The organism is Paraburkholderia podalyriae (assembly GCF_014397785.1).
GTDB lineage: Bacteria > Pseudomonadota > Gammaproteobacteria > Burkholderiales > Burkholderiaceae > Paraburkholderia > Paraburkholderia podalyriae.
This window is the reverse complement of record NZ_VZQQ01000110.1, coordinates 1-11,747: the sequence shown is the minus strand read 5'-3', so window position 1 is coordinate 11,747 and position 11,747 is coordinate 1. Positions and strand designations below refer to the sequence as shown.

General features: G+C 58.3%; 13 protein-coding genes. 7 read left to right on the top strand and 6 right to left on the bottom strand.

Features of this window, described 5'->3' with window-relative positions; genetic code table 11:
• The first annotated feature begins 296 nt into the window (after nucleotides 1-296).
• The gene (locus F6X42_RS40200) at nucleotides 297-782 is read left to right on the top strand and encodes an AbrB/MazE/SpoVT family DNA-binding domain-containing protein (RefSeq protein WP_187639371.1); all 486 of its coding nucleotides are present in this window, start codon (nucleotides 297-299) and stop codon (nucleotides 780-782) included.
• A 170-nt stretch (nucleotides 783-952) separates the two neighbouring features.
• Entirely contained in the window at nucleotides 953-1,171 is a 219-nt protein-coding gene (locus tag F6X42_RS44905; RefSeq protein ID WP_246530501.1) for a hypothetical protein, read from the top strand.
• Between the two features lie 987 nt (nucleotides 1,172-2,158).
• Here F6X42_RS44905 and F6X42_RS40195 read toward each other — a convergent pair.
• Nucleotides 2,159-3,001, bottom strand: a complete 843-nt coding sequence (locus F6X42_RS40195) for a tetratricopeptide repeat protein (RefSeq protein ID WP_187639370.1) — start codon at nucleotides 2,999-3,001, stop codon at nucleotides 2,159-2,161.
• A complete protein-coding gene (gene ku, locus F6X42_RS40190) occupies nucleotides 2,998-3,888 on the bottom strand; it encodes a non-homologous end joining protein Ku (RefSeq protein ID WP_376776517.1) in 891 nt (296 codons plus the stop codon). Before ku ends, F6X42_RS40195 begins: the two co-directional genes overlap by 4 nt.
• A gap of 535 nt (nucleotides 3,889-4,423) precedes the next feature.
• On the opposite strand from ku, the gene F6X42_RS40185 reads away from it, so the two are divergent.
• The 5 genes from F6X42_RS40185 (at nucleotide 4,424) to F6X42_RS40165 (ending at nucleotide 7,706) form a co-directional block, all read left to right on the top strand.
• A complete protein-coding gene (locus F6X42_RS40185; RefSeq protein WP_187639369.1) occupies nucleotides 4,424-4,861 on the top strand; it encodes a response regulator in 438 nt (145 codons plus the stop codon).
• A 120-nt stretch (nucleotides 4,862-4,981) separates the two neighbouring features.
• On the top strand, nucleotides 4,982-5,371 hold the full coding sequence (locus F6X42_RS40180) for a response regulator (protein WP_312893015.1): 390 nt from the start codon (nucleotides 4,982-4,984) through the stop codon (nucleotides 5,369-5,371).
• Between the two features lie 153 nt (nucleotides 5,372-5,524).
• Complete coding sequence (locus tag F6X42_RS40175; protein ID WP_187639368.1) at nucleotides 5,525-5,998, top strand: PRC-barrel domain-containing protein; 474 nt, start codon at nucleotides 5,525-5,527, stop codon at nucleotides 5,996-5,998.
• A 373-nt stretch (nucleotides 5,999-6,371) separates the two neighbouring features.
• Nucleotides 6,372-6,692 carry a hypothetical protein gene (locus tag F6X42_RS40170; RefSeq protein ID WP_187639367.1) on the top strand — a complete coding sequence of 107 codons (321 nt, stop codon included), beginning with the start codon at nucleotides 6,372-6,374 and terminating at the stop codon, nucleotides 6,690-6,692.
• A gap of 804 nt (nucleotides 6,693-7,496) precedes the next feature.
• On the top strand, nucleotides 7,497-7,706 hold the full coding sequence (locus F6X42_RS40165; protein ID WP_187639366.1) for a hypothetical protein: 210 nt from the start codon (nucleotides 7,497-7,499) through the stop codon (nucleotides 7,704-7,706).
• 669 nt (nucleotides 7,707-8,375) lie between these two features.
• Here the strand turns inward: F6X42_RS40165 and F6X42_RS40160 are convergent.
• The 4 genes from F6X42_RS40160 to F6X42_RS40145 all read right to left on the bottom strand — a co-directional run bounded on the left by F6X42_RS40160 (nucleotide 8,376) and on the right by F6X42_RS40145 (nucleotide 10,965).
• Nucleotides 8,376-8,693, bottom strand: a complete 318-nt coding sequence (locus F6X42_RS40160) for a hypothetical protein (RefSeq protein ID WP_187639365.1) — start codon at nucleotides 8,691-8,693, stop codon at nucleotides 8,376-8,378.
• 523 nt (nucleotides 8,694-9,216) lie between these two features.
• A complete protein-coding gene (locus tag F6X42_RS40155; protein ID WP_187639364.1) occupies nucleotides 9,217-9,873 on the bottom strand; it encodes a DUF2442 domain-containing protein in 657 nt (218 codons plus the stop codon).
• Nucleotides 9,849-10,151, bottom strand: coding sequence for a hypothetical protein (locus tag F6X42_RS40150; protein ID WP_187639363.1), 303 nt, complete (start codon nucleotides 10,149-10,151; stop codon nucleotides 9,849-9,851). Before F6X42_RS40150 ends, F6X42_RS40155 begins: the two co-directional genes overlap by 25 nt.
• Before the next feature lie 181 nt (nucleotides 10,152-10,332).
• Nucleotides 10,333-10,965, bottom strand: a complete 633-nt coding sequence (locus F6X42_RS40145) for a hypothetical protein (RefSeq protein WP_187639362.1) — start codon at nucleotides 10,963-10,965, stop codon at nucleotides 10,333-10,335.
• Nucleotides 10,966-11,747 lie beyond the last annotated feature (782 nt).

The following is an 11,747-nucleotide window of genomic DNA, read 5'->3' as shown; positions in this document are numbered from 1 at the left end:
GCCTCAAACTGTCGAAAAATAAGCTGGATTCACGTTGAAATTTCGTAATGCAGAAAATTGCGCGGCGGTAGCCGCGCAGAGCGATGGACGTTGCTTTTGGAGGGGTGTATTTCCGCAGCCTGCTAATTCCTCAAACGGGGCTCGTCGCCACAGGAAAGCCGCAAGCGGCATCAGCGAAACAATGAACGTGGAGACGTCTAGGCTTCCGCGCCAGCCCGAGGAGTCGGCAACTTGAAATCGCGAGCGAGCCCGGCATTATGCTGCGCTCGCTTTTTATGTTTCGGCCGAGTCAACGCATGACGAGGTACGAGGTTTTGCCTTACCATGCTTTTCTGGGCGGGCTGGCGGCGCTTGACACATTGCGGAAGGCGAATATGACAGTGCTCTCTTTGGTCTGGAGGAACCCTCCGATTATCGTGTTGCCTCTAATCGGCGTGCTTCTCATCGTCTGGCTGCGACGTGCACAAGCTCGCTATGTCAACGAGGGTCGCCTGCTGCCGAATTGGATGCGGAAAGCAACCCGAGGCTCCGATGTTGACAGGCTCAACGTCGGCGAAAAAAGTCTGCATTCAACTATGGGTCCCGAAACAATAGTCCGGACGGGTGACATGGAAGAGCTTACGGCCGAGTCCCAACTACAGGCGGAAGGTCAGACTTCAGTGCCACGCACGGTCAGAGATGCCCTCGCTGCACAGCCAGGTACGATTCTTGTTTGGAACATCACGATGGAGGGAAGCGTCTGCGTACGCGCGAAAGCAGAACGGCATGACCGTGTGGTGTGACTGCGAGGAGTGGGCGCTCCATTCCGGCCAAGAGCTGATGATGATTGACGCTACGTTGAAGATGGCTGGAATCGACACCCAGCGCCTTAGCAGTAGGGTACTTGTCGAGCCGCGCGAACCGAGCCAAATATTGGTGGGGAGTTGTACGGAGGGCCTGCAGAGGTCAACAGATGCAAACTGAAAAATATCGTGGATATACGCTTTGGGGCCATGCAATCCTGCACCAGGAAAACATCCTGCAACGGAGACGATTCGCAGGAAGCGGCACAATCATGCGCGACACCAAGGTCGTAGAGGTGTCTGGGGTGCTTAGCTCTTTCGATACTGACGAAGAGGCAGAATCAGCAGGCCTTTCGTGGTGTCGCGCGTGGGTCGATAGCCATGGCTAGTGCGAAACAGGAGGGATGTACTTCATCTTTCCCCACTCGCACTCGCTCAGATTTCGGGAAGATGCTCCGAGCGGGTTGAAGTGTTTGTCTCTCGCGACTCTCAAATCGATGCTGGGCGTATCACGACGAGTGGTGGACGAATCGATGTGAACCGAAGAAGCGGTACGTTTTCTGAACGTCTCGCATGCGTACGCAACTTCGTTTGTCCACGCCCGCTGTGCGTGAGTATCACAAGTTGCGACGCCGAGAAAGCCACCAAACCAGGCAGTGTCTCGTGGACGTGTCGCAAGAAGCCGGCATTTACGGCGACCACAAAAGAGGTGAACTCCTGGCGAGCGGAAAACACGAACCTCGACACGGGCGGTGTTGCGCTTAAGGGACTCTCATGCCTGTACAGAGGGCAGCCAGGGAGTGCGCTGGACGGCGGTGACTTCCGAACAGCTTGACGCTTCCTTAAGGCGGCGCCGGCTTGATAGCAGAAACGCCGCCCGTGCGCACAGCCCTTCGTCCTGGTTGCCATCAGCGCTACCCTCGGGGATATTCAGAGCCGTACAACAACAATACCGAGAAGATTCATCGGAACAGCTGTCTTGAGCCAATCTTAGGGGCTCCTCGCTCACGCGTAGGTTACATAGATTAAAGATTATAAGATTACCGGAGTGCTCGACCGAGAAAACGGCTTGCCTGCAGCACAGTTTTCGGAAGTGGATATCCATTTCCCGTGTGTGAAGGCCACGCAAAACGTGGGTCGAGGACAAGTTGCGCGTGGGTGAAGGACAAGTAAAACGTGGGTGGAGGACAAGTCACGTAGATGAACTTCGACAGAACAGTTGCGTCACGAGAACGATGCGCAACGCAGCTGCAGCTTTGTACGTGCTTGCATCAGCCCGTCGCCTGGACATGCCGCAGAGTTTCAGCATCCTCATGAACGGCTTGATAGGTCGAAAACCGTGCTCTGAAACACATGAATCGTCGGCGAAGCCCGGTTCAGCCAACCAGCCGGCGATAAGCACTGAGGTGTCGAACTAGACCCTGTTTGTCGCCGCGAATCTCGCTCAGCCGGGCGAGGTTAAAGTGTGCGTCGGCATGCGTCGGGTCAAGTTCTATGCATCGCTGATAGGTCGCCGCCGCAGCGTCATAGCGTTTCAGCTCTTCGAGAACGACCGCGCGGTTGAAGTGCAGTAACGCGTCATCTGGGAAGTGCCCTAACGCCCCATCAAAAATGGACAATGCCTCGTCGCAGCGCGTTTCTGCCTCGCAGAGCAAAACGCCCAGATTGGTATAAGCGTGGTAATGCGGTGATGGCGCGAACTCCAGCACGTTCCGGTACGCCTGCTCCGCGCCAATAGCATCGGTCCCGGTGAGTTGTTCCGCGAGCGCAAACCATTCCTCCGCTTGCTGTTCGCGACTCGTCTGGTTTCGCGGTGCCGAGTCGAGGAACGCGACCTCGCCTCTAATAGGTGCGACCTCGAAGTCGAGCAGGTGCTGGCCGGAAGCGGCGTCCCATTGGGCCTGTCCTGACCTGACAGCCACCGTCTCGCCTACCGATGTGATTCGGATTCCAGACAGGGGAAGCTCATCAGGGAGTTCGGCCTTCAGCTTGGCGAGCGCCCTCAGAATCTTCCGTGATGAGACTTTGGCTGATTGCAACTGGAATGCTGTGCGCAAGACCGCGACATCCTGGAAAGAGAATCGAAGCTCGTTTCTGCGACCGCGCGCCGGGTGAACGAATCCGGCTTCAATCAGCCCAGACAGCACCCGACGCGAGACGCCCAGCAGCGATTGAAGGCTGCGCAACGAGTAATCGTTTGACTGATTCGGTCTGGTCACTTGCGTGCTCGAACCTTTGCCGGTGGCGCCTCTTTGATGTCGGCTTTCGGTGTGGCTCGTTTGACAGGGCGCCTTGGTTTGGCTGCCAACACTTCGACGTCAGCGGCGGTGGTCTTCTTCGTTGCCGTTGTCCTGGCCGGCGCCGTCTTCGCCGGTACGTTCCGTTTCGCCTTGTTGGCGCTGAGACTCGCCCGAAGCGCTTCCATCAGGTCAATTACCTGGCCGCCCGACTCACTCGTGGACTCCTCTGGAGACACAATCTCCTTGCCCGCAATTTTCTGGTCGATGGCCTCCAGAATCCGCTTCTTTTCTTCGTCTTGGTACGCCGTCGGGTCATAGGCGTCCTCCGAGACCTGGTCGATGATTTGCAGCGCAAGCTTGAGCTCAGTGTCGGTCACCGGCTCCCGCTCAATGTGCAAGTCGCTCAATGCGCGCACCTCATCTGCGAAGAGCAGTTGCTGGAAAACCATGCCGTCTTCTGCCGGCCGAACCTGAACGATACGAGTCTTTCCTTTGTACGACCATTTTGCGAGCGCGCACCGTTCGCTTTGGCGCATCGCCTGCTGCAGCAGACTGTAGGGTTTGCCACCCCGTTTGTCCGGCGCAATGAAATACGCCTTGTCGTAGTAGAGCGGGTCGACCGATTTTTCCGGCACGAAAGAGACAATTTCTACAACGTGCGTAGCACCCTCTTCAAGTGCCTTCAGCTCGTCCGCAGCGAAGATGACGAACTGTCCCTTCTCAAACTCGTAACCCTTCTGCGTGTCGGCGCGAGCCACCACCTCGCCTGTCGCCTCAGAGATGTACTGCTGCTTCACCCGCCGTCTCCCGGCGACCAGCCGCCGGACGAAAAGGCACCGTGACGGGGTATATATCCGCGTGTGCAACCAGACCCGAGGCTCGCCCGATTTGCGGCGGGCCCATCCGGGCTGGCAGTAAAGGGCATGAGCTGGATGCGTCGCGCCGAAGCAGTGTCCCGTGGGCCGCCGTCGGCGATGTGGATACACCGTGCGGAATCAACGGCCCCGAGCGGCGTTAGCTCTTCCCCTGACCTGCTAGCCCACTCAAATGTCGGTGCGGCGGATGATTCCGCCTCCGGCTGGTTTTGAAATGCAGCGGTGGCGATGCGCGACAATCGTCCTGGCTTCGTATGCCCTCGGGTGACTGGAATCTGACACCGAGCCGCACCGGCTAGAATACCGACGGTTTTCGAGCCGCACATCGGTTGAACAGGCCGACGACGAGCGACCGGTCGCCTGGCCTGCATGCTCGCGTCTCTTTGGGATTGTCCCCTCAATACGCTCGCCACGCGGAAGCTATTTCGCGCTTGAAGCAACGTCAATTCTGACGTTGAAATTTCGAACGCGGATGCAAGGCGGCATGCTTAATGCGCAAAATCGATATGTCCCGAGTTGCTGCGCTATGGCTCTCATTCTCCTGGTCGACGATGACGGTGAATCACTGTGGATGCTTCAGCTGGTTTTCGAGCGAAGTGGTCACCGGGTGCTGCTCGCGGATAGCGGTGAACCGGCGCTGGCGTTGGCGGGGCGCCATCTGCCTGATTTGATTATCACCGACTGGAACATGCCGGAAATGGACGGCATCGCCCTCTGCGAGCGGCTGAAATTTTACCCTTCACTTGCGCAGATTCCGGTGGTGATGACATCTGGCGAGTTGCCGCCCAAAGATAGGTCCGCGCTGTGGAACATGTTCTTCTGCAAGCCCGTCGACCTGAAAGCCCTTGAGTCTGCCGTCAGCTCGCTCCTGGCCCGGCGTTTGTGCTGTTCCGAAAAGCGCGTCAATGTGCCGGCTCCGGCGCCCGAGCGTTGGGCCCCGATGCCCTCAAGGTATTGGGCGTAACCGGTGAACGAACGGCATTCCGAGAGCGCCTCGCGTCTATTGAGGGCGCCATGTGCCGAAGTTCACGTCGGTGCGATAGGCGTCAGCGGCGAGATGTCAGGCGCATCACTAAATGCCTCCGTGAATCCGCCTGAAGGCTCAATTAACCACCGCAGGGGGTCGCAGAATGTTCGGGTCGTCATCAACAGGAAGTATCGTGGCCATGGGTCGCGCCGTGCTCGTATCGAAAAATCAACGTTGCTGGAACTGGAAGGACATGAGGTCAAGCGGGCGACGAATGGACCTGACGCGCTCGCGATAGTCGAGTCTTTCAGTCCTGATATTGCCCTCATTGATATCGCAATGCCAGGCATGGACGGTCAGGAACTGGCAGAGCTGCTCCGTCTTCGCGCGCAATGTTCGCAGACGAAGCTCGTGGCCTTGACGGGCAGCAACCGCGCAACCGGCATGCCCGGCAACCGACGAACGAATGTTCGACGCTCATCTCATCAAGCCGCTGTCACTCAATGACCTCGCGTTGGTCCTGCGGGCTTAGCGCGAACGTCAGACTGAAGTTGCGCATCCGGAGACCGTCCAGCCTTTCGCGCCGAATTCGTGGGCACCCGCCTGCGGAGGTATGCTGCTTGCTCGTTACGGAAGCACCATTTTCGATGGAGGTGAATCATGGGCTCAATTAACCCGCAACGTGGCCCTCAAGGCGGAGCCAACATCGTCGGCGGTGGTATCGGCGACGGGCCGGGACCAGACGTCATGGCTGCCGCGACGCTCTACGGGACCAAGGTGATGTCTTCAGACGGCGAACACGTGGGAAAGATTTCAGACATCATGCTTGATGTCCGCAACGGACGCATCGCCTATGCGGTGCTGTCTGAAGGCGGTTTTCTTGGGATGGGGTCTAACCTGCATGCCATCCCATGGAGTGCGCTGACCCTCGATACGGACCAGAAGTGTTTCTTCGTCGACATCACGGCACAGCGCCTCAAGGACGACCCGGGCTTCGACAAGGACCACTGGCCCGCCATGGCAGATGCGAAATGGGGAGAGTCAACGTACAGCTACTACAACCGGCAGCCGTACTGGTCCGCGACCCAAGAGGTGGTGGAAAGTGACCCAGCTTTCCGGCCGAGTGAGCATTGAACACTATCGGTAAGCTGTCCCGGGCGGAGGGCTTATCTGCCGCTCCATCGCCTATGCCACTATGGCTTGCTTCGGTGGCATAGGCGCATTGCTTTCCTTAACCACCAGACGCGCGCGAATAATCGGCACTGCAATCTGTATCGCGCTCGCCGCGAAGACGGCGAAAGCGCCATCGTGGGCGTACTGCCGAAACTCACCCCTAGTAGGTTTTTTCGTTTCACTACTGGAGGCCGGCGAGCTCATCGCCCCTTTTTCTGCATCTGATTTTTCGACTTGCTACCAGAGTGACCCATCGTGTTCGCGCCGGGCACCCCAGACATCGTGTCCGTCGCGCCACTCGGCACCCGACAAATCCAAAATCAGCATCCACAGCATGACGACGATTCTCGGAGTAATCGTTGGCGCGACGCTGCTGGCCGCTGTCGACTACGGTGCTGCGGTCGGGCTTCGCACACGTCGTCGTGAAACGCTGGATGCGCAGCGCAGTCCTTTTCGAGAGGTTTATCTTGGCGGCGGACGCAGCAGTCACCCTGAGAGGGAGCAAAGCGCATCCGGCACTAAGGTGCGAGGGCACTCCAAATTGCAACATTCAAGCGTCGAGCATTTGAACTACGCCGCCGTAACGGCATGGGGTGCGAACTCCTTTTTTTGCCTTGCGCCGCCTGCGCCTCTTTCCTATCCTCCGAACAATTGAATTAAGGAGCTGCTTATGTCCCAGGTAAGAAAAAAGATTTCCGTGATATTCACTGCTGCTCGCCTGAGTGCACTCGATGACCGCTCGGCAAGCCGGTTTCGAGGTCGGGTCGGGCAGGTCATAGCGTATGAGCCCACGGGAAAGCACGTAAGCGTCGAATTCCCGCTGGATGGTGAGCGGCGGCCAGAACGGCTTGAGCGGGTTCCGCTGGAATACCTTGAGGTCGTCCACGCGCACTCTAGCGCTCCAGCCCACTCTCGTGCACACTCACCGCACCCGAATACAGCTCGAATACAGCACTCTGCAAGGTTCAAGCGAAGTTAGATTGCCCGCGCATGCCTGACCACGATAGGAGAAGAATGTGACCCGAAAAGGGAAAGACCGACAACTACCAGTCCGCTGCGGGTTGCGTTCGGGCCACCGCCGCCGTCTGCCGTCTATGAGCAGCGCGCCCCTACGCGCCAGCGCGAGTCATCGCGGGCCCTGAATTAGTCATCGGCTGGCATGGTGACCGGTATTGGGACGGACATCATTATTGGAATAGGCGCGACTGGGACGCGCGCGGATATCACGACTATCGCCGCGGCTAACTTCCTCCTCGGGCCAGTTAAGCGACAGGGACCACGACCGATGCGACAGTACGAGGTCAGCGTCGAAACGCTAGGATGGTCGACGGAAGAGACATTATGAAATTGGTCGGAGTTCGCTCAGGACATTCAAAAGCCCGGCAGGTCAAGCGTAAGCAACATCTTGGGACTGGTCAGCTGAGGATGCGCTCCACCAGCTGACGACAGGAGGTCCAACATGAAACTTGACGATGCCACTTTCCGGCAATTGCGCCGTCTCGCTCCGGTTATCGACGACGTACTCAACGCACGAGAGGTCGAGCACGCAGACCAGGCCGTCGGCCTGGATTCAATTGCTCAGTTGTGCTCACTGTTGTTCGACGCGTACCACGACCAATACCCGGTCGAGATTGCGCAAGCGCGAGCTGACGCCGTTGAGTCGCAGTAACACACTTCCTCTGGACCGGCTGGCGGCTTCAGGTATCGCCGGTACAATCGAAGAACCTGTCCCATTGACCTCAGAACATGACTGCACGCCCATGCGTGCAAGGCGACTTATTGGCCTGGAAAAAGCCGGCGCGAGGTGGGCCGGCTCTCCGACACCACTTCACTTTGGGTTTTATTGCCCCACCAACTGGCTGACGAGCCGACGAGCGGGCGGAAAGAAAAGCACGAGCACAGTCGCACCGGCTTGAATCGATGGCGCGTCGGGCACACCTGGCGTATCGCGTACGGACGCACGGCACACCGAGCCGATGCTCCGCCATCGTCATGCAATGCGGATTAGGCGTCCCGACTCTGCCCTGTGCAAAGCCAGTGAACGTCGAGGTTGAGGTCGGCGGCAAGACGCGTACAGGTGTTCAACGGCGGCACGGTGATTCCCTGTCGCCAGTAGTCCACGTGGTATTTGCTGACACCCAGCGCCGTTGCTGCGCGCGCAGAACTGAGGCCTGCCTGTTTGAACGCCCTGTCAAGGCGGGCCGCCAATGCCCGTCTGAGGCGGTCGTTCCCGATGCTACGTTCAAGGTGACCGCTCGCGGTATCCTGGTGCATCATTTTTGATATCTCTCAGTATATTTTTTAATCGCTGCCCGACGAATCGCGGCCCGGAGTCAGGCTACTTTCCGCTCATGACGGGTCTTGCGACTTTGCATCGCGACAGCCCGTCAGGTTCGTGACCAATGCGACGAATGGTTGAAAATTCCTGATGAGGGATGCCTTGCTGTATTACCAACATGACCGAGACTTCGGTGGCAAGCGCTGCTGCAAGAACCGAGAGGGTCCCGCCGAGCCACATCGTGAGCCTGTCGACATTCTTCTGCGAGAAGCGGAGCGGAGAAGCCATTCGGCGAATGGGTTGAGCAATTTCATGTCGTGCCTCTTTCGTGTCGTTGACGACCGCGACTTGTGGCCGGGGCGGCGTGCACTTCAGCATTTCGATGAATTCTCGGTCGCAATTCGGAAGACACAGCTTCTCGGCCTACGTCTGAAGCGCTCGCGCCTACGCATCGGCCTTTGTATGCGACGTAGCGCCCGTTTGAACATGCGTCCGATGCGTCGGGATGGCAGCTTAAGAATCGTGTCGACCTCATCCGGCGCGTGCACGCAAATCATGTACGCCACGCGGGCGATGTCCGCCCGCGCTTTGGCACCAAGTCTCCTTGTCCGCCGCCCAACACCCATGTGGCGATAGCGAATGCGGGTATCGCTACGCCCTCCAACGCGGAGATATTTTGCATCCGTGCCGGAAAAATGGTTTGCCGTGTGTTTTACCGTCACTGCGAGCCTCCAGTTATGTACTCGCCATCGTAAAGCGATATCGAAAGCAGGTTCTACGTCGCGTTTCATATTCACGTTGATAGATTTTGGCCGCCGCAGGCACCGCCAGCAGCGGCCGGTTCTCCCGTCACACACTTACAGCAAGTCGATGCATCTTCGAGCCTTCGTTCAGTTGACTGCTACCAACCGAGCAACACGCGCAACCGTGCCATCAGCCAATCCGTTTCCATGCGCTCCGTCCATTGCTTTCGTTCGATGGCCCTCCGCATCCGCCTTATCGTCACCTCGCGCGGATGCTCTGGGTACTTGGCTGCATCTTCAAGAGTCTTTCGAATAAGCTGCTGTGCGAGGTCTTCGCACATATCCCATCGGATATACCGCTCTTCCGCAGTCAAGCCGACGATAAGCCTGCCGTCAACCCAACGACCCGCGAGTTTTGGCTGCGTGCCTGACAGCAATGCAGGCGTTGGGTTCCATGGAAAGTCAACCGGTACGCACGAGGTCAATCGCTCATCGCGATGACGACGCTCAGCTTCTCGCATCATTTCGATAACGCTTATTTCTTCATCGAGCTGGTCCCAGTGCAGACCAGCGCCAGACGCAGAAATGCGGACGTCGCTACGTTGCTCGGGCGTTGTTACCTTCAACTTTTTAAACCATTCCATGAGCACGTGTAGCACGCTGCTGGCGCCAAGACGAACGGTGAAGCCGCTTTCGTCGAATGTCGCTTCGATGGCTAAAAACCAGTTCCTTTGCCTCGTGTGACGAAATGCGCAGCGACGAGATTTACGCTTGTCCGTAGACGCCGCACTCAGGTCATCGCGTCGATGTAACACAAGGCGATGTCCGCCGACCGGGCAAGGACGGCGAACAGGCACGTCAGCATGTCACTTTCAAGTCGCGCACCGTCGAGTCCCGCGTGGCGCAGAATTGCTGCTGCAAGCCTGCTGCTGGCTACATCACGATGCCCCTGCCATCTACCATGCTCGATGTCTGTGGCGGACAGGCAGTACGTGCATTCCAAATCGCACTCGTCGGGCGGAATGATGAGATGACCGAAAAGCTCGCCGACGGCTGCGCCGACGTAGGTGATGGCAAGTTCGTGAGAATTCATAGCGTATGGGAACGTGATGGTAATCCGACGTATAGCGCGCGCACCGTACCCGCATCTGCACCGGCAATCTTTCGCCCGGAAGATGCCCTACTCCGGCCATACAACATGAAAGGGCTCGCCGCAGCGAGCCCCGTCGAATCAGGTGATGCGATGCCATATGGTCAGACTCGCCAATGCCCTGTCAATGGAAGCTGGCGGCGGAGACCGTTCGCGCGAACTGGTCGACCACGGTAAAAACCGCCTCCGGAATGACGAAAGAAACACAGACATCTGTGACCTCTGGCAAACCGGGAAACCGCTTCATCGAGTCGATGCGCATTGCGCTTTCGAGCACATGCTGGCCGTTCGCCACTACTGCGGCTGCATCCACATCCTCGAGTGATTGCATCAAGGTCTGCACCTGGGTTATTCCCTGCACGAGCAGCTTCTGGCGAATGAGCAGCGCTTCCTCCGTGTCGTTGCGGCCAAGCGACAACTGTACCGGCGCGTCCTGGAGCGACTCGAGCAGCCCGGCGACGGACGGCTCGAACAGCGGCAGCACGAACCGGTGCTGCAATGTGCCGACCTGCTGCGCGAACAGGCCGTAGTTACCAGCCGCCCCGCCTGTCAGCACGGTCATCTGCATGGTGCACTCACCCCTGGCGGCGGCCAGCGCGTAGAACATCCGCTCATCGACGTCCCCGCACAGGTACCAGCCGCTCACCCTTCGCTGCAGTGCCGGTCTCTCTGCCAGGCTGTCATTCACTTCGTCGGGTCGCATCACACGACCGCTACTGACCAGCACACCCTCGATGACCATCGGTTCAAAAAACATCTTCTTTGTCCTCACACGTGCGCGGTATTGCGCACCCCCGTGTAGCGACCGGGGAGAGATGGCCATTGTATTAACCCGACGCCGGACTCCCCTCGTAGGCTGACCGCGACTCGGTGGCAGATGTCTGCGGGCGTCCCGGACTTCCATCTTGTCAAGCCGGTTATGGGATTCGTTCATGGTGCGAGCGACTGGGCTTGATTGCGAGCTTGGCGAAGCGCCCCTGCAGGCTGTGCTCTAGGCGTTCTGCCGGTTCCCACAGGCGGAGATGCGCCGGGCTATGATTCACGCGGTCCGGCAGATACGCCAGGTCCAAAAAGCAGGTCCGCTTGCTGCCGCCTAACCGAGGCGCCCACTCCGTAGTACCGGGTGCTGGACGGTGGCTCCCGATTGACGCGCCACCGTTCAATCAATCGGGGCCGCTAAGACAGCCGACCGTAACCACCATCATTCATCGCCCGGAGTTGTTGCCGTCGCGAAATGCATGCAGGCGTAACAGCGCATGGAGTGGGTCCAGAGCGCTACCTGAGTCCACGGAAAGAACTCCGAGAAGTCGAGAAGAAGTAAGGCCCGCGAGTGCGGGCCCGCAACCAAGCGCAGTTTGACTCTACGCGCAGCAACAGGTAGTGGGACTGCAACGCGCGTTATCACTGATAGGTCCGGCGCGATCAAATTTGAAGTGCAACACCTTGCTCGTGTAAGGTGTGCCAATGCAAAAAAGAAGTTACCAACAACTGCAGCCTGAAGAACGCATGACGATTGCAAGCATGAAGCAGCAGGGTTCG

Excerpts from the sequence above, each read along its gene's own strand:
- F6X42_RS40200 (WP_187639371.1), top strand. The coding sequence starts at position 297 with ATGACGAGGTACGAGGTTTTGCCTTACCATGCTTTTCTGGGCGGGCTG.
- F6X42_RS44905 (WP_246530501.1), top strand. The coding sequence starts at position 953 with ATGCAAACTGAAAAATATCGTGGATATACGCTTTGGGGCCATGCAATC.
- F6X42_RS40185 (WP_187639369.1), top strand. The coding sequence starts at position 4,424 with ATGGCTCTCATTCTCCTGGTCGACGATGACGGTGAATCACTGTGGATG.
- F6X42_RS40175 (WP_187639368.1), top strand. The coding sequence starts at position 5,525 with ATGGGCTCAATTAACCCGCAACGTGGCCCTCAAGGCGGAGCCAACATC.
- F6X42_RS40170 (WP_187639367.1), top strand. The coding sequence starts at position 6,372 with ATGACGACGATTCTCGGAGTAATCGTTGGCGCGACGCTGCTGGCCGCT.
- F6X42_RS40165 (WP_187639366.1), top strand. The coding sequence starts at position 7,497 with ATGAAACTTGACGATGCCACTTTCCGGCAATTGCGCCGTCTCGCTCCG.
- F6X42_RS40160 (WP_187639365.1), bottom strand. The coding sequence starts at position 8,693 with ATGCTGAAGTGCACGCCGCCCCGGCCACAAGTCGCGGTCGTCAACGAC.
- F6X42_RS40150 (WP_187639363.1), bottom strand. The coding sequence starts at position 10,151 with ATGAATTCTCACGAACTTGCCATCACCTACGTCGGCGCAGCCGTCGGC.
- F6X42_RS40145 (WP_187639362.1), bottom strand. The coding sequence starts at position 10,965 with ATGTTTTTTGAACCGATGGTCATCGAGGGTGTGCTGGTCAGTAGCGGT.